Origin of the sequence: Allokutzneria sp. A3M-2-11 16 (assembly GCF_024213555.1) — a bacterium.
Taxonomy (GTDB): Bacteria; Actinomycetota; Actinomycetes; order Mycobacteriales; family Pseudonocardiaceae; genus Allokutzneria.
The window spans coordinates 651,633-675,263 of record NZ_JANAVO010000001.1 but is presented as its reverse complement, the minus strand read 5'-3'; the positions used below and the strand labels follow the sequence as shown (position 1 = coordinate 675,263).

General features: G+C 70.7%; 26 protein-coding genes. 18 read left to right on the top strand and 8 right to left on the bottom strand.

The annotated features are described in order from the left end of the window. Positions 1-5: 5 nt before the first annotated feature. From NLX83_RS03415 to NLX83_RS03395, 5 genes are all read left to right on the top strand, one after another. Entirely contained in the window at positions 6-263 is a 258-nt protein-coding gene (locus NLX83_RS03415; protein ID WP_254233397.1) for an ATP-dependent Clp protease adaptor ClpS, read from the top strand. Next, on the top strand, positions 256-906 hold the full coding sequence (locus tag NLX83_RS03410) for a DUF2017 family protein (protein ID WP_254233396.1): 651 nt from the start codon (positions 256-258) through the stop codon (positions 904-906). The genes NLX83_RS03415 and NLX83_RS03410 overlap by 8 nt, the downstream gene beginning before the upstream one ends. Positions 907-1,169: 263 nt before the next feature. After that, positions 1,170-1,646: a M67 family metallopeptidase gene (locus NLX83_RS03405; RefSeq protein WP_308209266.1), complete on the top strand. Its 477-nt coding sequence runs from the start codon at positions 1,170-1,172 to the stop codon at positions 1,644-1,646. 83 nt (positions 1,647-1,729) lie between these two features. After that, entirely contained in the window at positions 1,730-2,008 is a 279-nt protein-coding gene (locus NLX83_RS03400; protein WP_254233395.1) for a MoaD/ThiS family protein, read from the top strand. Positions 2,009-2,012: 4 nt separating this feature from the next. Then, positions 2,013-2,963 (top strand): PLP-dependent cysteine synthase family protein, encoded by a 951-nt coding sequence (locus NLX83_RS03395; protein WP_254233394.1) that lies wholly within the window; start codon positions 2,013-2,015, stop codon positions 2,961-2,963. Here NLX83_RS03395 and NLX83_RS03390 read toward each other — a convergent pair. Beyond that, on the bottom strand, positions 2,960-3,802 hold the full coding sequence (locus NLX83_RS03390) for an SMP-30/gluconolactonase/LRE family protein (protein ID WP_254233393.1): 843 nt from the start codon (positions 3,800-3,802) through the stop codon (positions 2,960-2,962). The two genes, NLX83_RS03395 and NLX83_RS03390, sit on opposite strands and share 4 nt — an antisense overlap. A gap of 79 nt (positions 3,803-3,881) precedes the next feature. Between NLX83_RS03390 and NLX83_RS03385 the strand changes: the two genes are divergently transcribed. The 4 genes from NLX83_RS03385 to NLX83_RS03370 all read left to right on the top strand — a co-directional run bounded on the left by NLX83_RS03385 (position 3,882) and on the right by NLX83_RS03370 (position 6,867). Continuing rightward, the gene (locus NLX83_RS03385; RefSeq protein WP_254233392.1) at positions 3,882-4,487 is read left to right on the top strand and encodes a hypothetical protein; all 606 of its coding nucleotides are present in this window, start codon (positions 3,882-3,884) and stop codon (positions 4,485-4,487) included. Between the two features lie 83 nt (positions 4,488-4,570). Further along, positions 4,571-5,170 (top strand): rhomboid family intramembrane serine protease, encoded by a 600-nt coding sequence (locus NLX83_RS03380; RefSeq protein ID WP_254236063.1) that lies wholly within the window; start codon positions 4,571-4,573, stop codon positions 5,168-5,170. Further along, a complete protein-coding gene (gene murI, locus NLX83_RS03375) occupies positions 5,167-5,991 on the top strand; it encodes a glutamate racemase (protein WP_254233391.1) in 825 nt (274 codons plus the stop codon). Before NLX83_RS03380 ends, murI begins: the two co-directional genes overlap by 4 nt. A gap of 48 nt (positions 5,992-6,039) precedes the next feature. Further along, positions 6,040-6,867 (top strand): MBL fold metallo-hydrolase, encoded by an 828-nt coding sequence (locus NLX83_RS03370; protein ID WP_254233390.1) that lies wholly within the window; start codon positions 6,040-6,042, stop codon positions 6,865-6,867. Here NLX83_RS03370 and NLX83_RS03365 read toward each other — a convergent pair. Then, complete coding sequence (locus NLX83_RS03365) at positions 6,823-7,338, bottom strand: DUF2231 domain-containing protein (RefSeq protein WP_254233389.1); 516 nt, start codon at positions 7,336-7,338, stop codon at positions 6,823-6,825. The genes NLX83_RS03370 and NLX83_RS03365 overlap by 45 nt on opposite strands. A gap of 73 nt (positions 7,339-7,411) precedes the next feature. Here NLX83_RS03365 and rph point away from each other — a divergent pair, with 73 nt between their 5' ends. Then, positions 7,412-8,170 carry a ribonuclease PH gene (rph, locus tag NLX83_RS03360; RefSeq protein ID WP_254233388.1) on the top strand — a complete coding sequence of 253 codons (759 nt, stop codon included), beginning with the start codon at positions 7,412-7,414 and terminating at the stop codon, positions 8,168-8,170. Continuing rightward, positions 8,167-8,775, top strand: a complete 609-nt coding sequence (gene rdgB, locus NLX83_RS03355; protein WP_254233387.1) for an RdgB/HAM1 family non-canonical purine NTP pyrophosphatase — start codon at positions 8,167-8,169, stop codon at positions 8,773-8,775. The genes rph and rdgB overlap by 4 nt, the downstream gene beginning before the upstream one ends. On the opposite strand, the gene NLX83_RS03350 is transcribed toward rdgB, so the two are convergent. Together NLX83_RS03350 and bcp are read right to left on the bottom strand one after the other, a co-directional pair. Further along, a complete protein-coding gene (locus tag NLX83_RS03350; RefSeq protein WP_254233386.1) occupies positions 8,761-9,669 on the bottom strand; it encodes a class A beta-lactamase-related serine hydrolase in 909 nt (302 codons plus the stop codon). The two genes, rdgB and NLX83_RS03350, sit on opposite strands and share 15 nt — an antisense overlap. Positions 9,670-9,780: 111 nt before the next feature. After that, a complete protein-coding gene (gene bcp / locus NLX83_RS03345; RefSeq protein WP_254233385.1) occupies positions 9,781-10,254 on the bottom strand; it encodes a thioredoxin-dependent thiol peroxidase in 474 nt (157 codons plus the stop codon). A 118-nt stretch (positions 10,255-10,372) separates the two neighbouring features. On the opposite strand from bcp, the gene NLX83_RS03340 reads away from it, so the two are divergent. Beyond that, positions 10,373-10,600 carry a hypothetical protein gene (locus NLX83_RS03340; RefSeq protein ID WP_254233384.1) on the top strand — a complete coding sequence of 76 codons (228 nt, stop codon included), beginning with the start codon at positions 10,373-10,375 and terminating at the stop codon, positions 10,598-10,600. 42 nt (positions 10,601-10,642) lie between these two features. Here NLX83_RS03340 and NLX83_RS03335 read toward each other — a convergent pair whose 3' ends face one another. The 4 genes from NLX83_RS03335 to NLX83_RS03320 form a co-directional block, all read right to left on the bottom strand. After that, a complete protein-coding gene (locus NLX83_RS03335; RefSeq protein ID WP_254233383.1) occupies positions 10,643-11,059 on the bottom strand; it encodes a hypothetical protein in 417 nt (138 codons plus the stop codon). 473 nt (positions 11,060-11,532) lie between these two features. Then, positions 11,533-12,609, bottom strand: coding sequence for a transcription termination factor Rho (gene rho, locus NLX83_RS03330; protein WP_374118642.1), 1,077 nt, complete (start codon positions 12,607-12,609; stop codon positions 11,533-11,535). Positions 12,610-12,888: 279 nt separating this feature from the next. Continuing rightward, positions 12,889-13,614: a DUF305 domain-containing protein gene (locus NLX83_RS03325; RefSeq protein WP_254233382.1), complete on the bottom strand. Its 726-nt coding sequence runs from the start codon at positions 13,612-13,614 to the stop codon at positions 12,889-12,891. Beyond that, positions 13,607-14,419 carry a DUF3105 domain-containing protein gene (locus NLX83_RS03320; protein WP_254233381.1) on the bottom strand — a complete coding sequence of 271 codons (813 nt, stop codon included), beginning with the start codon at positions 14,417-14,419 and terminating at the stop codon, positions 13,607-13,609. Before NLX83_RS03320 ends, NLX83_RS03325 begins: the two co-directional genes overlap by 8 nt. A 155-nt stretch (positions 14,420-14,574) precedes the next feature. On the opposite strand from NLX83_RS03320, the gene argS reads away from it, so the two are divergent. The 6 genes from argS (at position 14,575) to rho (NLX83_RS03290) (ending at position 23,368) form a co-directional block, all read left to right on the top strand. Next, positions 14,575-16,236, top strand: coding sequence for an arginine--tRNA ligase (gene argS / locus NLX83_RS03315; RefSeq protein WP_254233380.1), 1,662 nt, complete (start codon positions 14,575-14,577; stop codon positions 16,234-16,236). Continuing rightward, positions 16,233-17,651 (top strand): diaminopimelate decarboxylase, encoded by a 1,419-nt coding sequence (lysA, locus tag NLX83_RS03310; RefSeq protein ID WP_254233379.1) that lies wholly within the window; start codon positions 16,233-16,235, stop codon positions 17,649-17,651. The genes argS and lysA overlap by 4 nt, the downstream gene beginning before the upstream one ends. Position 17,652: 1 nt before the next feature. Continuing rightward, the gene (locus tag NLX83_RS03305; protein ID WP_254233378.1) at positions 17,653-18,969 is read left to right on the top strand and encodes a homoserine dehydrogenase; all 1,317 of its coding nucleotides are present in this window, start codon (positions 17,653-17,655) and stop codon (positions 18,967-18,969) included. Beyond that, complete coding sequence (thrC, locus tag NLX83_RS03300; RefSeq protein WP_254233377.1) at positions 18,966-20,054, top strand: threonine synthase; 1,089 nt, start codon at positions 18,966-18,968, stop codon at positions 20,052-20,054. Before NLX83_RS03305 ends, thrC begins: the two co-directional genes overlap by 4 nt. Before the next feature lie 8 nt (positions 20,055-20,062). Beyond that, on the top strand, positions 20,063-20,941 hold the full coding sequence (gene thrB, locus NLX83_RS03295) for a homoserine kinase (protein ID WP_308209265.1): 879 nt from the start codon (positions 20,063-20,065) through the stop codon (positions 20,939-20,941). A 426-nt stretch (positions 20,942-21,367) separates the two neighbouring features. Continuing rightward, the gene (gene rho / locus NLX83_RS03290; RefSeq protein ID WP_254233376.1) at positions 21,368-23,368 is read left to right on the top strand and encodes a transcription termination factor Rho; all 2,001 of its coding nucleotides are present in this window, start codon (positions 21,368-21,370) and stop codon (positions 23,366-23,368) included. Positions 23,369-23,631: the final 263 nt, after the last annotated feature.

Genomic DNA, 23,631 nt, shown 5'->3' with positions numbered 1-23,631 from the left:
ACCCGATGAACGACGCGAGCTGGCGCGTCCTGGTCTGGGACGACGACGTCAACACCACGCACGTCGTGCAGTACGTGCTGTATCGCGTGTGCGGCATGTCCCTGATCGACGCGGCCCGCACAATGATCATGATCCATCAGCAGGGCTACGCCGAGGTGGCGCGGTTCACCGAGCGGGCCGAGGCGGAACGGCTGGTGTCCGGGCTGATGGTCTGCGGACTGCGCGGCGGCCTGAGCCGTGCCGAGGTGGCCACCGTTGGCTGAGAAGGGGCTCGATCCCGCGAGCGGATCCATGGTGGAAGAGCTGAACTCCGCGGCCACGCGGCCACCCGACAACGACGACGTGCCCGCCCAGACCGCCCGTGAGGGCGACCAGGTCCTGCTCCGGCTGACCCCGACCGCGGCGGCGACGGTGCGGATGGTGCTGCGCCAGCTGCTGGACGTGCTCGAATCGGGCACCGTGCCGGAGGCGGGCCGCGGGCCGTTCGGCAGGCGCGTCCGGCTCAGCCAGACGATCCTGCTGCGCCGGATGTTCCCCGCGGTCAGCGCGGACCCGGCCATCTCGGCCGATTTCCGCGCTCGGCACGAGCCCGGGGTGCGGGCGGAGGTGCTGGTCTCCACCCGCAGGGTGCTCGGTGGCTGGACCGGGGTCGCCGAGGTGCGGCTGGACGCCGACGAGTTCGACGACTGGATGACGGCGCTCGGTGCGGCCCGCTTCCTGTTCTCCCCGCGCAAGGGGACCCGTCTCATGCACGGCACCGTCGGCGGCCACGACGCCGCGGCCACGCTGACGATGATCCAGGACCTGATGGAGGTCCTGGTGCACGCGGCCTGTCCGGACCTCGCGCGACAGCTGGAGGCCGCGGTGGCGTGGGGCCACAGCGAACCCACAACCCCTAGCGACTAGGCCACGTCCATGAACGTGGGCCTGGTTCGGGGGTCTTCAAGTACACCGAACCCCCGTCCCAGCTGTCACTAACCACCCCAAACCCCGGCGAAGTCCCGCGAGGGTTGGGTGCGGTTAACGATGATCGTCGGCGGGGTTCGCGGGACTTGAAGACACCCCGACTCGGCACGGCGCAGGTTGGCGGACACCGCGCCACGCGCTGAACTGCGCGTCTCGGGTTCACATTCTGGGACGGCCCTTCCAGGTCCCCGTAGGATGGCGCCGTGCTGGTGATCCGACGTGACCTCGTGGACGCGATGGTCGCGCACGCCCGCGAGGACCACCCTGACGAGGCGTGCGGTGTCCTCGCCGGTCCCGAGGGCTCCGACCGGCCCGAGCGGTTCATCCCGATGACCAACGCGGCGCGTTCGCCGACCTTCTACCAGTTCGACTCGATGGAGCAGCTGCGCCTGCACCGCGAACTGGAGGCCAACGGCGAGGCCCCGGTGGTCATCTACCACTCGCACACCGCGACCGAGGCCTACCCGTCGCGCACCGACGTGAACATCGCCGCCGAGCCCGACGCGCACTACGTGCTCGTCTCCACCCGTGACCCGCAGGAGCACGAGTTCCGCTCCTACCGCATCGTCGACGGCGTGGTGACCGAGGAGCCGGTGGAGATCGTCGACACCTACGACGCGTCCATCGAGCGCTTCATGCTCTCCAACACCGGTCCGGACGACGTTCCCGACTGTCGCTGAGGCTCCCGCGCCCGCCGGGGAACATCCCGGCCCGCGCGCGGGTTCAGGTGTTGAAGTCCGTTCGCTGACTGGAGGAATCCACCATGGCCGTCACCGTTTCCGTCCCCACCATCCTGCGCACGCACACCGGTGGCGAGAAGACGGTCGAGGCGTCCGGCGCCACCCTCGCCGAGATCATCGACGACCTGGAGAGCCGCCACGGTGGCCTGAAAACCCGCCTGGTGAAGGAGGGGTCGCTGCACCGCTTCATCAACGTCTACGTCAACGACGAGGACGTGCGCTTCGCCGGTGGCCTTGAGGCGTCGGTCAAGGACGGCGACAACGTCACCATCCTGCCCGCCGTTGCCGGCGGCGCGCGCTAAGCGGATGGCCAGGTACGACTCGCTGCTCGACGCGCTCGGCGACACCCCGCTGATCGGGCTGCCGAGGCTGTCGCCGAGCGCTGACGTGCGCCTGTGGGCGAAGCTGGAGGACCGCAACCCGACCGGCTCGATCAAGGACCGCCCCGCGCTGGCCATGATCGAGGCGGCCGAGCGGGACGGTCGGTTGAGCCCCGGCTGCACGATCCTGGAGCCGACGTCCGGCAACACCGGCATCGCGCTGGCCATGGCCGCCAAGCTCAAGGGCTACGCGCTGGTCTGCGTGATGCCGGAGAACACCTCGGTGGAGCGGCGGCAGCTGCTGCTTGCCTATGGGGCCCGGATCATCACCTCGCCCGCGGCGGGTGGGTCGAACCAGGCGGTGGCCACGGCGAAGAAGATCTCCGCCGAGAACCCGGACTGGGTGATGCTCTACCAGTACGGCAACCCGGCCAACGCGGAGGCGCACTACCGCGGCACCGGACCGGAGCTGCTGCGCGACTTGCCGACGCTGACCCACTTCGTCGGCGGGCTCGGCACCACGGGCACCCTGGTCGGCGTCGGTCGTTATCTGCGGCAGCACAAGAAGGACGTGCAGATCGTCGCGGCCGAGCCCCGTTACGGGGAGCTGGTCTACGGCCTGCGCAACCTCGACGAGGGCTTCGTTCCCGAGCTGTACGACCCCGAGGTGCTGACCGGCCGCTATTCGGTCGGCTCACTCGACGCGCTTCGCCGCACCCGTCAGCTGCTGGAGCGAGAGGGCATCTTCGCGGGAATCTCCACCGGGGCGGTCCTGCACGCGGCCCTCGCGGTCGCGGAGAAGGCGGTCGGAGCCGGGGAGACAGCGGACGTCGCGTTCGTCGTGGCGGACGCGGGGTGGAAGTACCTCTCCACCGGTGCTTACTCGGGGACCCTTGAAGAAGCCGCCGCGCGCATCGACGGCCACCTCTGGGCCTAACCCGTGAAGAGCGGCGTGGGCACGCCCTGGCCGATGTCGGGGAAGACGAACACGGAGCCGCCCGACGTCTCTTCAGGGATGTCTGAGCGAGCGGACGTGACGTAGAGGTCCGTGAAGCCGTCACCGCCGAAGCAGCACGCGGTGGGGCGTGACACCGGCAGCGCCAGTTCTCGGTCCAAGCGGCCGTCCGGGGTGTAGCGGCGCACGGCGGCTCCGTCCCACAGGGCCACCCAGATGCAGCCGTCCGCGTCCACGCACAATCCGTCCGGATAGCCGTCACCGTCCACTGTGCAGACTTCGCGGCGGTTGACGGCTTCGCCCGATCCGAGGTCGTAGTCGAAGACGTCGATGCGACGGGTCGGTGTGTCCACGTAGTACATCAGCGAGCTGTCAGGGCTCCAACCGATGCCGTTGCTGACCGTCACGTCGTCGAGCACGACCTTCGCGGCACCGTCGGCCTCCACGCGCGCGAGCCATCCTCCGCCGCGTGCTTCGTCATAACGCATCGTCCCGGCCCATAACCGCCCTGCCGGGTCCACGGCCGCATCGTTGCCGCGAACGCCGTCACGCGCCCAGTAGACGAGCCACCGCTTGCTGTCGTCCCTGTCCCACAAGGCGATCCCGTCGCGGAGGTTCAGCACCAAGCCGCCGCGCGTGCGTGGTTTGGCGGCGCCGACGTGCTGCGGCACCACCGTCGAGTCGTTCGTGCCGCGGCCGGGATGGAAGCGGTGGACCTCGCTGCGGAGCACGTCCACCCACAGCAGCGTGCCCGTGGTGATGTCCCAGGTCGGCCCCTCGCCCAACTCGGCTTCGGCCTTCAGCGCCACCTCAGCGATCACGACCTGACCCTAATCCCTGAGACGTGAATCCGGGTCACCCCTGATGTGGCGGACTGTTCACAGACCTAGCGTTCTCGCCATGTTCGCCTCCACTCCGCTCCACCACGCCAGCCAGCGCGGCAACGCCGTTTCCGAGCAGTCCGCGGGCCGGATCATGCTCGGAGTGGCGGCGGTGCTCTTCGGCGTCTCGGTGCTCCAGTCGATGCTGTCCCCGGTGCTGTGGCTGCCGGGCATCTCGCACCACAGCGCCTTCGGCTTCCTCGCGGTGCTGTGGGCGCCGTTGGTGACCAGCGGGCTGGGCTCGCTCGTCGTCGCGCTCGCGTGGACGGTGCCGATCGGCTTCCTGGCGCTGCGGCACCTCGGCGTGCGCCACGTCGCCGTGATCACCGCAGTGAGCTGGGTGGTCGGTGGCCTCGCGCTGTGGATGAACGCCTCGCACCTGGTCTACTCCGGCCCGTACGTCGTGGTCGCGGGGTGGCTCGGGGTGCTGATCGCGCGGCGCTGCTTCGGGACCGACAAGGACGGCGGGACCACGGCCACGTGGCTGTTCCTGCTCTTCGCGCTGACGTTGTTCTTCCAGACCCACGCGTCGGTGTCGGGCGTCGCCGCCCACGCGATCGCCGCCGCCGCTGCGTGCGGGGCGTCGTGGCTGGTCACGACCGGAGGAATCAGGGTTCGTCCCTGAGGACCGGTTCAGCCCGCTGACGTAGCCTCGACCAGGTGCAGCCAGTTCCCGGAACGACCCCGACGCCCCGTGCCGACGCGCGCGTGCTGCCGGCGAAGCCGAAGCAGGCGGCCCTCGCGATCGTCGGCTTCGTGGCCGCCCTGTACCTGATCGAGCTGATCGACGTGATCACCAACGGCGCGCTCGACGCCGGTGGGATCACCCCGCGCGAGCTGTCCGGCCTGACCGGCGTCATCTGGGCACCCGCGCTGCACTTCGGCTGGGACCACCTCGCGGCCAACACGCTCCCCGTGCTGGTGCTCGGGTTCCTGACGATGGCCGGAGGCATCGGCCAGTTCGTCGCGGTGACCGCGACCATCTGGCTGGTCGGCGGGGTCGGCGTCTGGCTCACCGCTCCCGACGGCACGATCCACGCCGGGGCCTCGATCCTGATCTTCGGCTGGCTGACCTTCCTGCTGCTGCGGGGTTTCCTCACCCGGCGCTTCCTGCAGATCGCCGTCGCGGTGGCGCTGTTCTTCCTCTACGGCAGCGCGCTGTGGGGCATCCTGCCGGGCCAGCCGGGGATCTCCTGGCAGGGCCACCTCTTCGGCGCGGTCGGCGGCGTGCTGGCCGCGTGGCTGGTGGCGCGGGCCGCCAGACAGCCTTCGAGCAGGCCCGAACTCCCCGGTAACCTCGGGCTGTGACCAGCGCGCCGATCGGGATTCTCGACTCCGGGGTCGGCGGGCTGACCGTCGCCCGCGCCATCCTCGACCAGCTGCCCGCCGAGCGGCTGCGCTACGTCGGCGACACGGCGCACTCCCCGTACGGCCCGCTGCCCATCGCGAAGGTCAGGGAGCACGCGCTCGACGTCGCCGACCGCCTGGTCGCCAGCGGGGTCAAAGCCCTCGTCATCGCCTGCAACTCGGCGTCCGCGGCGTGCCTGCGGGACGCCCGCGAGCGCTACGACGTCCCGGTGGTCGAGGTCGTGCTGCCCGCGGCCCGGCGCGCGGTGGCGACCAGCCGCAGCGGCCGGATCGGGGTGATCGGCACACGCGCCACGGTGACCTCCCGCGCCTACGAGGACGCCTTCGCCGTCTCTCCCGGCACGCGCGTCACCAGCGTCGCCTGCCCGCGTTTCGCGGACTTCGTCGAGCGCGGGGTGACCTCCGGCAGGCAGATCCTCGGGCTCGCCCAGAGTTACCTGGAGCCGTTGCAGCGCGCGGAGGTCGACACCGTCGTGCTCGGCTGCACGCACTACCCGATGCTGACCGGGGTGATCCAGCTCGTCATGGGCGACGCGGTCACGCTGGTCTCCAGCGCGGAGGAGACCGCGAAGGACGTCCTGCGCGTGCTCACCACCGAGGACCTGCTCGCCGAGCCGGGTGACGAGCCACCGCACCACGAGTTCGTCGCCACCGGGCCGCCGCAGCCGTTCACCAAGCTGGCGCACCGGTTCCTCGGGCCCGTGCTGGGCACGGTGACAGGCTCGGGTGACGGATTGCTACCGGTGCCGGGGACCGGTTGACCGGAACGACCCCTGGGCGAGCGCGCCGGGGCGTGCCACTCTCGACTGGTGCTGCTGACCATCCTCGGCTGCTCGGGCAGCCTTCCGGGTCCGAACGCCCCCGCCTCCGGCTATCTCGTTGAGGCGGAAGGGTTTCGGCTGCTCATCGATCTGGGCAACGGGGCTCTCGGCGCGCTCCAGTCGCGGTGCGACCCGTTCTCCGTGAATGCCGTAGTGCTTTCACATCTGCATCCTGACCACTGCGCGGACTTCTCGGCGCTGACGGTGCTCCGCCGCTACCACCCGGCGCCGCCCTACGACCCGAAGGAGCAACGGCTGCCGGTCTTCGCGCCGGAGGAGGCACCGGTCCGCCTCGCGGCCGCGTACGCGCCGAGCGAGGAAGAGCGCACTGCGACAGATCTTTCGGACGTGTACGAATTTCACGCACTCGCCGAAGGAACTGTCCATATAGGACCGTTCGAGGTGACCGCGGCGCGCGTGGCGCATCCGTGTACCGCGTTCGGGTTTCGCGTTTCGCACGCCGGACAGCACCTCGTCTACACCGGTGACAGCGGGCCGTGCGAGGCACTGAGGCGACTGGCGGACGGCGCGAGCCTGTTGCTGTCCGAGGCTTCGTGGCCGCACGGTCCCGCCAACCCGGTGGACGTGCACATGTCCGGCAGGGAGGCCGGAGAGCTGGCCAGGGCCGCGGGAGTTCGTCAGCTCCTGCTCACCCACGTGCCGCCGTGGACGGACCGCAGGGCGATGCTCACCGAGGCCCGCGCGGTGTTCACCGGACCGATCCAGCTCGCCGAGCAGGGCGTCACCTATCCCATCGGCCCGCAGAACGGCTCAACCACCATTCGTAGGCACACGGCCCTCCCAAACCGCCGTTGAGCCCGTGTGGCCCGTGCGCACCACCTGCACCGTGGTGCCCACCGCGAGCGCCACGGTGAGCACGGCGGCGGCGACGCTTACAAGGCGCCACACACGGGCTCGCGAGTCGGTGGGGTCTGGTTCGCGGTCGGAGACCCGTCCGGCGAACACGAGCACCAGCACGGCCACGCCGAAGCCGATCGCGAGCGGCAGCAGCACGGAGGCCAGTGCGGAGTGCTCGGCGATGAGCGGATTCGCACCACCCATCGCCGCGTTGAGCTGGTTGCCGCTGAAGGCGGCCATGGGGACGGAAGCGACACCGAGCACGGTCACCGCGAGCACCGGCCAGCCGAAGCGGCGGCGCCAGGCCGGGCGCAGCGCGATGAGGGTCGCCCCCACCGCGGCGAGGGGCAGCAGCACCACGACGGCGTGCACGACGAGCGGGTGCAACGGCAGTCCGTCAACGGTGGTCAAGTCCTGTGCGAGCACCATGTAGCTATTCAACGTGCCGCGGCTCGGGGTGGTTCAACGACAAGCCGATGTGGTGAACGCCTAATCTGTGCGGGTGGCGCGTACTGATGGCAGGAACGACGATGCCCTCCGCGAGATCCGGATCACCCGTGGCTTCCAGGAGTGGCCAGCGGGTTCGGTCCTGGTGGAGTTCGGCAAGACCAAGGTGTTGTGCGCGGCGAGCGTGCAGGACGGCGTGCCGCGGTGGCGCACCGGCTCCGGAAAGGGCTGGGTCACCGCCGAGTACGCGATGCTGCCCTCCGCGACGCACACCCGCAGCGACCGCGAGTCCGTCAAGGGCCGCGTCGGCGGGCGCACGCACGAGATCAGCAGGCTGATCGGCCGCTCGCTGCGCGCGTGCATCGACCTGTCCGCGCTCGGCGAGAACACCATCGCGATCGACTGCGACGTGATCCAGGCCGACGGCGGCACCCGGACCGCGGCGATCACCGGCGCCTACGTGGCGCTCGCCGACGCGGTCACCTGGCTGGGCGCCGCGGGCAAGCTCGCCGACCCGAAGCCGCTGTCCTGCTCGATCGCCGCGGTCAGCGTCGGCGTGGTGGACGGCCGGGTGCGGCTGGACCTGCCCTACGAGGAGGACTCGCGCGCCGAGGTCGACATGAACGTGGTCGCCACCGACGCGGGCACCCTGGTCGAGGTGCAGGGCACCGGTGAGGGCGCGACCTTCGCCAGGTCCACTTTGGACCGCATGATCGACGTGGCGCTGGCGGGCTGCGCGCAGCTGGCCAAGCTCCAGGCGGAGGCGCTCGCGGCGCCGTACCCCGGCGAGCTGCCGACGGGGCCCAAGGCGTGACCCGGGTCCTGCTCGCGTCGCGCAACGCGAAGAAGCTCGGCGAACTGCGCCGCATCCTGGAGGCGGAGGGCGTGCGCGGGGTGGAGATCGTCGGCCTCGACGACGTGCCGGAGTTCCCCGAGGCCCCGGAGACCGGCGCGACCTTCGAGGAGAACGCGCTGGCCAAGGCGCGGGACGCGGTCGCGGCGACCGGTCTGCCCGCCATCGCTGACGACTCCGGCATCGCGATCGACGCCCTCAACGGCATGCCCGGTGTGCTCTCCGCGCGCTGGGCGGGCGGGCACGGCGACGACGCCGCGAACACGGCGCTGGTGCTCGCCCAGCTCTCCGACACCCCGGACGAGCGGCGCGGCGGCGGCTTCGTGTGCGCCGCCGCCCTGGCGCTGCCCGGTGGCGAGGAGCTGGTCGTGCGGGGCGAGTGGCGCGGCACGATCGCCAGGGAACCCAGTGGTACCAACGGTTTCGGCTACGACCCGGTCTTCCTTCCGGAGGGCTCGAACCGCACGTCGGCCGAGCTGGACCCGGCGGAGAAGGACGCCATGTCGCACCGGGGCCTGGCGCTGCGGGCACTGCTGCCGCACCTGCGCTCGCTAGCGGACCAGTAGCGGGCGCAGGGCCAGCGTGGCCTCGGTGGTCATCCTCGACCCCCAGCCCCAGTTGGCCCCGCCCGCGGACTTGGTCAGCACCACGACGATGAAGCGGTCGTCGTCGCCGATCACGCCGGTGGTGTGCAGGTCCATGCTGCCGCCACCCGCCGCCCAGCCCTGCTTGATCGCCCATGGCAGGCCGTTGAGCGCGCGCGGGATGCCGAAGTGCTGGTCGAACCCGTCCGCGGCGATCGCGGGGGCGGACCGCAGCGCGGGCATGAGCTCGGGGGCCGCGTCGAGGATGTGGTCGTAGATCTTCACCACGTCCCGCGCGGTGATCATCGTGTTGCCCCAGCGCCCCTCGGGCTGCGGCGGCTCCGCGTTCAGGCCCAGCTTGGCCGCGACCCTGCGGACGATCTTGCTGCCGCCGCCCGCCACCCACATCTCGCTGGCCGCCGCGTCGTGGCTGAGCGAGAGCATCTGGGTCATCTTGGTGCTGGTGGGGCCGTGCGTGCCCCGGTCGAGGGCGTCGATCGCGATCATGAGCTTGACCAGCGACGCGGACCGGAACCGCCGGTCCGCCACCTCCTCGAACAGCGAGGTGCCGTTCCGGCGGTCGAACACCTGCGCGGAGACCGTCGCCCCGCCCGCCGCCTTGCGCAGCGCGTTCCGCACGACCTGCTCGCTCGACGGCTTGAAGGGGTCGCGCGGCGACGGGTTCGGCTTCGGCTCCGGTTTTGGCTCCGGGACCACCGGCCGGTACTCGGGCACGGGCGACTCGGAGGTCGCGGGCACGACCTCCGGGAAGGCCACGTCGGGCGCGGAGTTCCCGCCCGCGGAGGCGAACAGGGCGGCGCACGTCAGCAGCACGGCGGCGACGGCCGCGCTGACCAGGACAACAGTGGGTCTCACGACCGGTGGTACGCGGGTCGCTCACCCGAAAGTTGTGGGCGGGCGACGGCAACTTCCCGCCCGGTCGCTCCGTACGGAAGCCCTGGTCAGCCAGGTTGCCTCACAACCGGATCAGATGCCGATCTCGCGGCGCAGCTTCGCGACGTGGCCGGTGGCGCGCACGTTGTACATCGCCTTGGTGATCACACCGTCCGGGTCGACGACGAAGGTCGAGCGGATCACCCCGGTGACCGTCTTGCCGTACATCTGCTTCTCGCCGAAAGCTCCCCACTCGGCGAGCACCGCTTTGTCCACATCGGACAGCAGTGGGAAGGTCAGGCCCTCGGCGTCGCGGAACTTCGCCAGCTTCGCGGGCTTGTCCGGGGAGATGCCGAGCACCGTGAAGTCCGAATCGTTGAGCTCGGCGAGGCTGTCCCGGAAGTCGCACGCCTGCTTGGTGCAGCCCGGCGTGCTCGCGGCGGGGTAGAAGTAGACGACCACGTGCCTGCCCTTGAAGTCGGCAAGCGACACCGGCTTCTCGTCGGCGTCGGGGAGGGTGAACCCCGGCGCGGTGTCACCGGGGGCCAGGCGCTTCTGCTCGCTCATGGTCCAGACGCTAGCCCGTGCCCCCGGAAGTGGTGACAGAGGACGGGATGACGCAACCGAACGCGGTGGCGAACAGTCCAACCCCTGTTCGTCACTTCACACTTGGGGAGCGATATTCGTGGTGCGAGCTGGAAAGGCCCTTCTCATCGGTGCCGCCGTCACCGGGTTGCTCGCGGTCACGCCGCTGAGCGCGTCGGCTTACCCGACCTACAGGTACTTCGGTTCCTTCGACGCGTGCGAGGTGGAGGCCAGGAAGATCCGCGACGGCATCGCCGGTGCCGAGTGCAAGCTTGAGGTGCACGGCTGGCCGCCGAAGTTCCGGTGGCACCTGCACGCGTACAACTGAGCGAGTCTCGGGGCGGCGGCCGGAAAACCGGCCGCCGCCTTGTCATGCGGTCAGCAGGCCGATCCCGAGCGTGACCACACCCGCGGCCAGCGACAGCGCCCCGATCCACACCAGGACGAAGAGCTTGTTCGGCCGCGTCACCTCGCCGCGCCCGGCCGAGGAGGCGAAGAACCCGGCGGACATCAGGATCGCCGCGAACGGCACACCCGCCCTCGCGACGTAGCCCGCGAACCCGTCCAGCGCCGTCGCGTCGGCCAGCACCAGGCAGATCAGCCCGAGCGTGACGAGCACTCCGGCGTGGGCGTGCCCGGCCCGCGCGAAGTCCTTCTGGAACCTGGTCATCGGCACGGCGCCGCGCGCGATCTTGGTGAGGAACCAGCCGCCGACCTCGATGGTCACGATCGACAGCAGGACGACCCCGGCGATCGACTGCGACGCCGGGCTGAGCTGAAGGGTCATGGTGGTCTCCGCGATCGTTTGGGAACGCTGTTATAAAACACCGTTACGGAGACCCGTGTCAAGCTCGCGGCAAAGGCCGCTACCGCGTGCGCCCCGGTGAGCGCGGAGTGCCGCTGGAGATCACTCATCCCGCGGGCGTGAAACGAATTCCACCCACCCCACACCCGTCGCTCGCCATCCCCGCCATCTCCTGGCACCGTTGAAGGTGGGGGGTTCCCCGGGGCGTGCGAAAGCCACCCTCGCCCACAAAATCCCTTGCGTACCAACCAAAGCACGTCGGTCAGATATGCTCCGGAGAACTACTGGAGGAAGGAGGCACACACGATGCCTTGGCACGCAAGAACTGTCGAGGGTGCACACCTCCTCCGCCGAGGCAACCTGGAGAACCCCGTTTCGTACTCATAACGGGATTTGGGAGCGCTCTTTTTCCCGATAGGAGTACGAAACGGGCTAGAGGTGTGCGCGGGTGGGGGTCAGCGGGGTTGGTGCGTGGCGAGGCGCATGAGGAACTCGGCGTTGGTGGGGGTCTTGCGGAGGCCGTCGAGTAGCTGGTCGATCCCGTTGTGCTCGCGGGTGTTCAGCGCCCGGCGGAGGGTGCGCGTGATCGCCTGCTCCTCCGGGGTGAGCAGCAGGTCCTCGCGGCGGGTGCCGGACTGCTCGACGTCCACGGCGGGGAAGACGCGGCGCGCGGCCGTCCTGCGGTCGAGCTTCAGCTCGGCGTTGCCCGCGCCCTTGAGCTCCTCGTAGGTCACGCCGTCGCCGACCGAACCCGTCTCGACGAGCGCGGTCGCGAAGATCGTCAGGGAGCCGCCGCCCTCGATGTTCCTGGCGGCGCCGAGGAATCGCTTGGGCGGGTGCAGCGCGCTGACGTCGACGCCGCCGCTGAGGATGCGGCCGGAGCCGGGGGCGGCGAGGTTGTACGCGCGGCCGAGCCGGGTCAGCGAGTCGAGCAGCACCACGACGTCGCGGCCGGTCTCGACGAGGCGCTTGGCCCGCTCGATCGCCAGTTCCGCCACGGTGATGTGCTCGGCGGGCGGGCGGTCGAAGGTGGACGCGATGACCTCGCCGGGCATCGAGCGCTGGATGTCGGTGACCTCCTCGGGGCGCTCGCCGACGAGCACGGCCATCAGGTGGCACTCCGGGTGGTTCTTGCTGATGCCGTGCGCGATGTCTTGCAGCACAAGGGTTTTCCCCGCCTTCGGCGGTGCGGCGATCAGGGCGCGCTGGCCCTTGCCGACCGGCATGACGAGGTCGAGCACGCGCGCGGTGAGCCGGTGCGGCTCGGTCTCCAGGCGCAGTCGTTCGTTCGGGTGGATCGGGGTCAGGTCGGTGAACGCGGCCCTGTCGCGGGAGCTCTCCGGCGAGCCGCCGTTGACAGTGTCCACTTCGGACAGTGCGTCGCGGTCGCCGAGGGAACCGCTGACGGTGTCGCCGCGGCGGAGGCCGTACTTGCGGACGAGGCTCAAGGGGACGGTGATGCGGTCCCCGTCCTCGATGTGCAGCGAGGCCGATTTTCCTTGTACGTCAAGGATTCCGGTGATGGCATTCATGGTTTTGGTCCTTCCGGACAGCGTTGATCGCGGCCGGAGGTGGTAGGTCCACAGAGGACGGACGCCACGGGCTTCGGCCTGTGAGAGTTACGGCTCCGGGTCGACACGCGGTCACCGCGTGGAGGAGGAGCGATCAGATCTCTTGTGGGAACCGCGGTTTCGAGAACCGGGGCGTCATCCAGCAAGAGCAGATGAGCCGAAGGTACCTCGCCGTCGCGGTCCTGGCAAGCGAAACGCCCCGCACCGGCTTCGGCGAGGGGCGTTCTCCGCGCTGGGGCGCTAGTTCATCGGGAGCGGCTGGCCGCCGCGCGCGGTGAGCAGGTTGCGCAGGGTCTCGGTCTCCTTTCCCTGCGACAGCAACATGCTCCGCGCCAGGTTCTTCACCTGGGGGTTGGTCCCGTACTTCGCGGCGTACTCCATCATCTGCGTGCCGCCCTGGTGGTGCCGCAACATCAGCTGGAGGAACATCACATCCAGCTCGCGGCCGGACAGCGAGCGCAGGCGCTGCCACTCCTGCTGGGTGTACATGCCGGGCATGGTGTCCACGCCCGGGTCGTTCGGGTTGGTCGCGCCGTGCCCGTGCGCCACCGCCTCCTGCCCGGTCATCCACTTCATGTACTTGCCGGAGGCGGGCAGCTCCGGCTTGTCCCACAGCCCGAGCCAGCCCTCCATCCGGCCGACCTGGCCGAGCTGGCTGGTCTCGATGTCGAAGGCGATCTGCCGGATGGCCTGGTCCGTGCTGTGGTCGCGCGCCCAGCCCGCCATCTGCACGGCCTGCCGGTGGTGCACGCTCATGTCCTGGGCGAAGCCGACGTCGACGGAGTTGCTCGCGGGCGCACCGCCCCCGCCCGGCAGGCCGATCAGCAACCCGCCCGCAGCACCGAGCAGCAGGATCGCCAGCACCGCGACGGACGCGACGAGCACCCGCATGCCGGTGGAGCTCTCCGAGGGAGCCCGGTCCACACCGATCTCGTCGGCGGGATCGGGCACGGCACCGTCAGCCACCGGGCTGCGGCTGCGGTTGGGGCTGGGGCTGGCCGCTCGGCGGCGGGGCGGGCGGCTCGTAGTTCATCGGCTTGGCGTCGGGGCCCGGCGGGGTCGCGTCGAACGGCGGCGGGTTGTCCGGGTCGAACGCGCCCGGCCCGAGCGCGTCGCAGGAGGCGTTGAGCTCGGGGTAGGTGTACTGGTTGCGGCGCAGCGCGTGGATGAACTGGTCGATGCGCTCGTCGTTCACGCTGTCCAGCTTCAGCTGCCGCCCCCAGGACTGCAACGACACCGGGCTGTCCAGCGTGGGGTAGGGCGAGATCATGATGAACTGCTGGTTGACCACCCGCTTCTTCAGCGCTTCCAGGTCCGCGCCCTTGACCTTGTCCGGGTGGTAGGCGATCCACACCGCGCCGTGCTCCAGCGAGTGGACCATGTTCTCGGTGCGCACCGGCCGCTCGTAGACGTTGCCCATGCAGGCCGCCCAGTAGCCGTCGTGCGGGCCGCCGAAGGCCGGGGACTGGTCGTAGGCGACGCGGTCGGCGGGGGAGACGTGGCTCTGCGGTTTGTAGTCCTTGGAGACGACGCCCTTGATCTGCTTCGAGGGGTCCTGATTGGACTGCGACGGCGTGAACGGCGCGAGCGCGTCGAGCTTGGACTGGTTCTCCGCGTGCTGGGAGTAGACGAAGCCGAAGACACCGCCCGCGAACACCACGACCACGACGATCGCGGCGATCAGCCCCCACGGCGTCGGCTTCTTGATCGCGGCCGCCGCCCGCGCGGCGCTGTCCCGCCGCGCCTGTTTGCTGTTCTTGCCGCTGGCCATCGGTCCTCGTCTCCTCGCCGCCCACCCTCAACCGCGCGCCAGTCTAAGGACGCCAGGTCAAGCCGGGGTCAGCTCAACGGACTATTCCGCTCCCACCAGACGGGAGCGGGGGAAGCGCGTTCGCTGCTCCGTTCGGGTATCCCTAGACTTGCCGGGTGACCCCCGCTGCCCTCGCCGAACTGGTCCGTTCCGTTGCCGTCGACGTCCTGACCGCCCGCGGTCTGGACCCCGCGGCCCTGCCGGCCCAGGTGACGGTGGAGCGACCGCGCAACCCCGAGCACGGCGACTACGCCACGAACCTGGTGATGCAGATCGCCAAGAAGCTCGGGGTCAATCCGCGCGAGCTGGCCACGGCGCTGAGCACCGCGCTGGAGGCGAGTGACGCGATCGACTCGGCCGAGGTCGCCGGGCCGGGCTTCGTCAACCTCCGGCTGGCCGCCGACGCCACCGCCGGGCTGGTGCGCGCCGTGCTGAGCGCGGCCGACGACTACGGCAAGGGCGCGTCGCTGGCCGGGCGCCGGATCAACCTGGAGTTCGTCTCGGCGAACCCGACCGGCCCGATCCACCTCGGCGGGACCCGCTGGGCCGCGGTGGGCGACGCGCTCGGCCGGGTGCTCGGTGCCCAGGGTGCCGAGGTCACGCGCGAGTACTACTTCAACGACGCGGGCGCGCAGATCGACCGCTTCGTGAAGTCGCTGGTCGCCGCCGCCAAGGGCGAGCCCGCCCCGGAGGACGGCTACGGCGGCGAGTACATCGGCGAGATCGCCACCCAGGTCGTCACGGCCGCCCCGGGTGCGCTGGAGCAGCCGGACGCCGAGCGGGACGAGACCTTCCGCAAGGTCGGCGTGAACCTGATGTTCGAGCAGATCAAGAAGAGCCTGCACGAGTTCGGCACCGACTTCGACGTCTACTTCCACGAGAACTCGCTGCACCGGTCCGGTGCGGTGGAGCAGGCCGTCGAGAAGCTCAAGGCGCAGGGCAGCCTGTACGAGAAGGACGGCGCCTGGTGGCTGCGGTCCTCCGACTACGGCGACGACAAGGACCGCGTCGTCATCAAGAGCGACGGTGCCCCCGCCTACATCGCCGGTGACATCGCCTACTTCCAGGACAAGCGCGCCCGCGGCTTCGACCTGTGCATCTACATGCTCGGCGCGGACCACCACGGCTACATCGCCCGGCTCAAGGCCGCCGCTGCCGCCGCCGGTGACGACCCCGCGGTGGTCGAGGTGCTGATCGGCCAGCTGGTCAGCCTGGTCCGCGAGGGCAAGCCGGTGCGGATGAGCAAGCGCGCGGGCAACGTCGTGACCATGGACGACGTGGTCGACGCGATCGGCGTGGACGCCACCCGCTACGCCATGATCCGCGCGTCGGCGGACTCCACCTTGGACATCGACCTGGACACGTGGAGCAAGCGCACCAGCGACAACCCGGTCTTCTACGTCCAGTACGCGCACGCCCGGCTGGCCTCGCTCGGCCGCTCCGCCGCCGAGCTGGGCATCAAGCTGGGCGATGTCGCCGACGCGGACCTCTCGCTGCTCACCCACGAGCGCGAGGGCGACCTGATCCGCACGCTCGGCGAGTTCCCCCGGGTGCTGGCCTCGGCCGCGGAGCTGCGCGAGCCGCACCGCGTCGCCCGCTACCTGGAGGGGCTGGCCGCGGCCTACCACAAGTTCTACGACTCCTGCCGCATCCTGCCGCGCGGTGACGAGGAGGTCAGCGCGGTGGCCGTGCCGCGGCTGCACCTGTGCGCCGCCGCCCGCCAGGTGCTGGCCAACGGACTTGCCCTGCTGGGCGTGAGCGCACCGGAGCGAATGTGAGAGCGCACCCCGCCGGTCCCCGGCACGCCGATGTCATCGTCCCCGCGAACACCGCGGGCCCCCGCCCGGTCTCCTTCCCGGAGCAGGACGAGCTGCACGCCAACGTCTGGCCGCGCAACGCCCGCCGCACCGACCAGGGCGCGGTGGAGCTCGCCGGGGTGGACGCCCGCGACCTCGCCGAGCAGTACGGCACGCCGCTGTTCGTGATGGACGAGGCCGACTTCCGCGCCCGCTGCCGCGAGCACGCGGAGGCGTTCGGCGATCCCGCGCTGGTGCACTACGCCTCCAAGGCGTTCCTGTCCGTGGAGATCGCCCGCTGGGTCGCCGAGGAGGGCCTCGGCATCGACGTGTGCAGCGGCGGCGAACTGGCCATCGCGCTGCGCGCCGACTTCCCGCCCGAGCGCATCGCCTTGCACGGCAACAACAAGTCCGTTCCCGAGCTGACCGCGGCGGTGGACGCGCGGATCGGTGTCGTCGTTGTCGACTCGTTCCTGGAGATCGCCAGGCTGGACCAGATCGCCCGCGAGCGCGGCGTCGTCCAGCCGGTGATGATCCGCGTCACGGTGGGTGTCGAAGCGCACACCCACGAGTTCATCGCCACCGCGCACGAGGACCAGAAGTTCGGCTTCTCGCTCGCCGCGGGCGACGCGGCCGACGCGGCGGCCAGGGTGCTCAAGGCGGAGGGCCTGTCGCTGGTCGGCCTGCACAGCCACATCGGCTCGCAGATCTACGACGCGGACGGCTTCGAGATCGCCGCGCACCGGGTGATCGGCCTGCTGGCGCAGCTGCGCGCGAAGCACGGCGCCGACGCGCTGGCCGATCTGTCCACTGTGGACCTCGGTGGCGGGCTCGGGATCGCTTACCTGCCAACGGACAACTCGCCCCCGCCCGCCAAGCTCGCCGAGCAGCTCCTGTCCATTGTGGAGCGTGAGTGCGGTCAGGCGGGCATCCCGGTTCCGAAGGTGGCCGTCGAGCCCGGCCGGGCGATCGTCGGCCCCGGCACCGTCACCCTCTACGAGGTCGGGACGATCAAGGACCTGGAGCTGGGCGGCGGCACGCGGCGGCGCTACGTCAGCGTCGACGGCGGGATGAGCGACAACATCCGCACCGCCCTCTACGACGCCGAGTACGACTGCCGCCTGGTGTCCCGATCCGCCGAGGCCGAGCCGGTGCTGTCCCGAGTAGTGGGCAAGCATTGTGAGTCCGGGGACGTTCTGGTGCGAGACTGCTGGCTGCCGGGTGACATCGCGCCCGGCGACCTGCTCGCGGTGGCCGCGACCGGCGCCTACTGCTACGCCATGGCCAACGGGTACAACCGGCTGGTCAGGCCCGCTGTCGTGGCCGTGCGCAACGGCCAGGCCCGGGTGCTGCTGCGGCGGGAGACCGAGGAAGACCTCTTCCGCCTGGAGGCGTGAGTTGACGAGCACACCGGCAGAGCCGATCAAGGTCGCGCTGCTCGGCTGCGGCACGGTCGGCACCGAAGTGGTGCGGCTGCTGCACGAGCAGGCGGGCGACCTCGCCGCCCGCATCGGAGCCCCGGTCGAGCTGGCTGGTATCGCGGTCCGCAGGCCGAACAAGCACCGCGACGTCCCGGCCGAGCTGCTGACCACCGACGCCACCGCGCTCGTCTCGCGCGCGGACGTGGACGTGGTGGTCGAGGTCATCGGCGGTATCGAGCCGGTGCGCACGCTGCTGGTCGACGCGCTCTCGGCGGGCAAGTCGGTGGTGACCGCGAACAAGGCGCTGCTGGCGGAGAACGGCGGCGAGCTGTTCACCGCCGCCGACGAATCCGGCGCCGACCTCTACTTCGAGGCCGCCGTCGCCGGTGCCATCCCGCTGCTGCGCCCGCTGCGCGAGTCCCTCGCCGGTGACCGGATCACCCGGGTGATGGGCATCGTCAACGGCACCACGAACTACATCCTCTCCGCGATGGACGCGACCGGCTCCGGTTACGCGGAAGCGCTGGAGGAGGCGAGCAGGCTCGGGTACGCCGAGGCCGATCCGACCGCCGACGTCGACGGCTTCGACGCCGCGGCCAAGGCGGCGATCCTGGCCTCGATCGCCTTCCACACCAGGGTCACCGCCGCGGACGTGCACCGCGAGGGCATCTCCTCGGTGACCGCGGCCGACATCGCCGCGGCCCGCTCGCTCGGCCGCACGGTCAAGCTGCTGGCGATCTGCGAGCGCGTGATCGACGCAGGAGGCGACGAGGCCGTCTCGGTCCGCGTGCACCCGGCGATGATCCCCAAGTCGCACCCGCTGGCCGGGGTCGGCGGCGCGTTCAACGCCGTCTTCGTCGAGGCCGACGCGGCCGGTCAGCTCATGTTCTACGGCCAGGGAGCGGGGGGCGCGCCGACCGCGAGCGCGGTGCTCGGCGACCTGGTCGCGGTGGCCCGCAACCGGGTGGCCAGCGGCCGTGGGCCCCGCGAGTCGGCCTACGCCGAGCTGCCGGTCCGGCCGATGGGCCAGACGGGGACGGCCTACCACATCAGCCTGGACGTCGCCGACCAACCGGGCGTGCTGACCCAGGTGGCAGCGGTCTTCGCCGAGCACGGCGTGAGCATCGCGGCGGTGCGGCAGGAGGGCCGCGACCACGAGCCCTCCGCGAGCCTGGTGGTGGTCACCCACGCCGCCCCCGATGCCGCCCTTCGGTCCACAGTGGACAAAGTCGCGGGACTGCCCGTCGTGCGCGAGGTGGTCAGCGTGATGCGTGTCGAGGGCGAGGAACAGTGACCGCGACGCACAACCCGATCAGTCCGGTCAGCGCGGGCTGGCCGGGGGTCATCAACGCCTACCGGGACCGGGTCGCCGTCCCGGACGGCGCGCGGGTGGTGACGCTGCACGAGGGCGGGACCCCGCTGCTGGAGGCCCCGCACCTGTCCGAGCTGACCGGCTGCCGGGTGCTGCTGAAGGTGGAGGGGCACAACCCCACCGGCTCGTTCAAGGACCGCGGGATGACGGTCGCGATGACGCACGCCCTCGCCGAGGGCAGCAAGGCGGTCATCTGCGCGTCCACCGGCAACACCTCCGCCTCCGCCGCCGCGTACGCCACCAGGGCCGGGCTGACCAGCGCGGTGCTGGTGCCGCGCGGCAAGATCGCGCTCGGCAAGCTGGCCCAGGCGGTGGCGCACGGCGCGCGCATCCTCCAGGTGGACGGCAACTTCGACGACTGCCTGGAGCTGGCCCGCAAGACCGCGGCGGAGTACCCGATCTCGCTGGTCAACTCGCTCAACCCGGTGCGCATCGAGGGCCAGAAGACCGCAGCGTTCGAGATCTGCGACGTCCTCGGCCGGGCGCCGGACGTGCACTGCCTCCCGGTCGGCAACGCGGGCAACATCACCGCGTACTGGAAGGGCTATTCGGAGTACGCGGCCGACGGGGTCGTGGAGTCCGCGCCGAGGATGTTCGGTTTCCAGGCCGCGGGCGCGGCGCCGCTGGTGCACGGCGCGCCGATCCCGAACCCGGAAACCATCGCCACGGCCATCCGGATCGGCAGCCCCGCCTCGTGGAACGGCGCCATGACGGCGAAAACCGACTCCAACGGTTTGATCGACGCGGTCACCGACGAGCAGATCCTGGACGCCTACCGGCTGCTCTCGGCGCGCGAGGGCGTGTTCGTCGAGCCGGCGTCCGCCGCGAGCGTCGCCGGGCTGTTGCTCACATCGGGCGACGGGCGAATGCCCAAGGGAGCCCTTGTGGTCTGCACGGTGACCGGACACGGCCTCAAGGACCCGGACACGGCACTGCGCGATATGCCCGAAGTGGAGGCGCTCCCGGTGGAACCGGGCGTCATCGCCGCCGCGCTCAACCTGAGGTGAGGACTGTCGTGAACTCTGCCGTTCGAGTGACAGTCCCGGCTTCGACGGCCAACATGGGCTCCGGTTTCGACGCGCTGGGCATGGCGCTGGCCATGCACGACGTGCTGGAGGTCGAGCTCGCCGACGACGGCCTGCTGATCGAGGTCTTCGGCGAGGGTGCGGGCCAGGTCCCGGCCGACGAGTCGCACCTCGTCGTGCGCGCCATCCGCGCCGCTTTCGACGCCTGCGGGTTCGCCACGCCCGGCCTGCGGCTTCGATGTCATAACAACATTCCGCACGCGCGGGGGCTCGGATCGTCCGCCGCCGCCGTCGTCGCGGGCATCGCGGCGGGCTACGCGCTCGCCGGGCACAAACTTGACGACAACGCATTGCACCTCGCCGCGGAGTTCGAGGGACACGCCGACAACGCCGCCGCGAGCTTCTACGGCGGCGCGGTGATCGCCTGGCACGACGGCGCCAGGCACCGGGCTGTGCGGGTCGAACCGCACCCGGAACTGGCCCCGATCGCGTTCGTGCCGGAGGTCACATCGTCGACCGCGACGACCCGTGGACTCCTGCCGGAGCGGGTGCCGCACCGCGACGCGGCCTTCGCCGCCGGGCGCGCCGCACTGGCCGCGCACGCCGTCGGAAACCGCCCTGACCTGCTGTTGGACGCGATGGCCGACCGGCTGCACCAGGAGTACCGCAGGCCCGCGTGGCCGGAGTCCATGCGCCTGGTGGATGCCTTGCGGGAAGCGGGAATCGCGGCCGCGATCTCCGGCGCGGGTCCCACCGTGCTCGCGTTGCCCGCAGGGGCCCGTGCGCTGCCGGAAGGGCTGCCGCTGACCGGTTTCACCGCGCACCGGCTGCCGGTGGACCTCGATGGCGTGCGCGCCGAACCGGTGTGAAGGACGCGCCCGGGTGCGGATGAGTCGATCTTCCTCACCCGGATGCGCTAAAGCACAGGTAGACAAGGCCCTTCGCGGCGCGTCGGAGGTGCCCGGTTGTTGCACCGGTTTGCGGCGGGGTCTACGCTTTGCAGCATCAGTCACCGCGCGCACGGTCGCCGGTGCAGTTCCCGGACACATGTCTCCGGGTCGCATCTCCCGTTGAGAGTTGACCTTGTGGCCCAACCACGACAAGGTCGGCGCCCTCGGGTACCCGACCGCCGCAGTGACTGACGAGTTCCGTATCGGTGGCCATGATCGCCTGCGATACCCCGAGGTTCCGCGAGGCCCCACCGAGACTGGACTTGAAGCGCTGTTCCCGCGTCCCGCGGTGGCGGCGCTCCGCTGGTTCGCGTAGGAGGCGCGTTCCGGTCAGGAAGGACATGTGTGAGCGACACAGAACTGTTGAGCAGCGACGCCCCCGCTACGAACGGGACCGCACCCAAGAGGCGCGGTGGCCTCTCCGGGATGGTGCTCGCCGAACTTCGCCAACTCGCGGGAGAGTTGGGCATCGGCAACACCAGCGGGATGCGCAAGGGTGACCTGATCGCTGCCATCAAGGAGCGCCAGGGCGGGGGATCCGGCTCGCGCAAGCAGGCCGCGCAGCTCCCGCTGCCCGAGGCCGAGAGCGCTCCTGCCCCGGCCAAGTCCGCCCCAGCCGAGGCCAAGGCCCCGGCCGCCGACGCGGAGGCCGCGGGCGGCGACGCCCGCCGCAGCCGCAGCAGGCGGCGTGCCGTGTCCCGGCCCGCGGGCAGCCCGGAGGCCGAACGCGGCGACGCCGAGGTCCAGGCACCCGCCGCCGAGGAGAAGGCGGAGGCGCCGCAGCAGGACAAGGGCCAGCGCTCCGAGCGCGGCGACCGGTCCGAGCGGCGCAACCAGCGCGGGGGTGACCGCGAGGAGCAGAGCGAGCGCTCCGAGCGCGGTGACCGGTCCGACCGGGGCGATCGTGGTGACCGGGGTGACCGTCCCGAGCGGGGCGAGCGCGGCGGCCGTGGCCGCAACCGGGACCGCGACGACCGTGGCGACCGGGGTGACCGTGGCGACCGGGGTGACCGTGGCGACCGGGGCGAGCGCGGCCAGCAGCGCGAGCGCGAGCAGGTCCGCGACGACGAGGACGACGAGGACGGCGGCCGCAGGCGCGGCAGGCGCTTCCGCGACCGTCGCCGCAACCGCGGTGGACGTGGCGAGGAAGGCGGCGGCCGCGGCACTGGCGGCGGCGACCGCGAGACCGAGGTCCGCGACGACGACGTGCTGCTCCCGGTGGCGGGCATCCTCGACGTGCTCGACAACTACGCGTTCGTGCGCACCTCGGGCTACCTGTCCGGGCCGAACGACGTCTACGTCTCGCTGTCCCTGGTGCGCAGGCACGGCCTGCGCCGCGGTGACGCGATCACCGGCGCGGTGCGCCAGCCGCGCGACGGCGAGCAGCAGCGGCAGAAGTTCAACCCGCTGGTGCGGGTGGACACCATCAACGGCCTGGAGCCGGAGGCCTCGCGCAACCGCCCCGAGTTCACCAAGCTGACGCCGCTGTACCCGAACGAGCGGCTCCGCCTGGAGACCGAGCCGCACATCCTCACCACCCGCGTCCTCGACCTGGTGATCCCGATCGGCAAGGGGCAGCGCGCGCTGATCGTGTCCCCGCCGAAGGCCGGTAAGACCTCGGTGCTCCAGGCGATCGCCAACGCGATCACCAAGAACAACCCCGAGTGCTACCTGATGGTCGTGCTGGTGGACGAGCGGCCAGAAGAGGTCACGGACATGCAGCGCTCGGTCAAGGGTGAGGTCATCGCCTCCACCTTCGACCGGCCGCCCGCCGACCACACCACGGTCGCCGAGCTGTCCATCGAGCGGGCCAAGCGCCTGGTCGAGGCCGGTCACGACGTGGTCGTGCTGCTGGACTCCATCACCCGCCTCGGCCGCGCCTACAACCTGGCGGCCCCGGCGTCCGGCCGGATCCTCTCCGGTGGTGTGGACTCCACGGCGCTCTACCCGCCCAAGCGCTTCCTCGGCGCGGCGCGCAACATCGAGGGTGGCGGTTCGCTGACCATCTTCGCCACCGCGCTGGTGGAGACCGGTTCCACGATGGACACGGTCATCTTCGAGGAGTTCAAGGGCGCCAGTAACTCCGAGCTCAAGCTGGACCGCAAGATCGCCGACAAGCGGACCTTCCCCGCGGTCGACGTGGACGCCTCCAGCACCCGCAAGGAGGAGCTGCTGCTCTCGCCGGACGAGCTCGCGGTCACCATCAAGCTCCGCCGCGTGCTGGCGGCGCTGGACAACCAGCAGGCGATCGACCTGCTGATCACCCAGCTGCGCAAGACGCGGACGAACATCGAGTTCCTGATGCAGGTCGCGAAGAACAGCCCCGGCGGCAACAGCGACGACTGATGATCGTCGTAGCCCCGTTTCGACGCCCCCGCTCTTCGGAGCGGGGGCGTCGTGCATTTCCGGGCGGCAATCCCCAGCCAATTCCGTGAATGCCTGACGCCTCCGCGTCCGGAGCCATCTGTTCGATGTACTCCGTTACCTCGGACAGCGGTCGATCTCGACAAATAAATGAGATCTGTGACTCTCCGCGATTGCGCCATTGCGGTGGAAGGATCGTTCGGGCCTGGTCGTCATGTGAATCGCCGGGTATGCAACTACGTGGG

Coding starts and splice junctions, on each gene's coding strand:
- NLX83_RS03385 (WP_254233392.1), top strand. CDS start 3,882: ATGTTCGCCTCCACTCCGCTCCACCACGCCAGCCAGCGCGGCAACGCC.
- NLX83_RS03320 (WP_254233381.1), bottom strand. CDS start 14,419: ATGGCCAGCGGCAAGAACAGCAAACAGGCGCGGCGGGACAGCGCCGCG.
- rho (WP_374118642.1), bottom strand. CDS start 12,609: ATGAATGCCATCACCGGAATCCTTGACGTACAAGGAAAATCGGCCTCG.
- bcp (WP_254233385.1), bottom strand. CDS start 10,254: ATGAGCGAGCAGAAGCGCCTGGCCCCCGGTGACACCGCGCCGGGGTTC.
- NLX83_RS03365 (WP_254233389.1), bottom strand. CDS start 7,338: ATGGTGCTCGCACAGGACTTGACCACCGTTGACGGACTGCCGTTGCAC.
- NLX83_RS03415 (WP_254233397.1), top strand. CDS start 6: ATGAACGACGCGAGCTGGCGCGTCCTGGTCTGGGACGACGACGTCAAC.
- NLX83_RS03395 (WP_254233394.1), top strand. CDS start 2,013: ATGGCCAGGTACGACTCGCTGCTCGACGCGCTCGGCGACACCCCGCTG.
- NLX83_RS03400 (WP_254233395.1), top strand. CDS start 1,730: ATGGCCGTCACCGTTTCCGTCCCCACCATCCTGCGCACGCACACCGGT.
- NLX83_RS03335 (WP_254233383.1), bottom strand. CDS start 11,059: ATGACCCTTCAGCTCAGCCCGGCGTCGCAGTCGATCGCCGGGGTCGTC.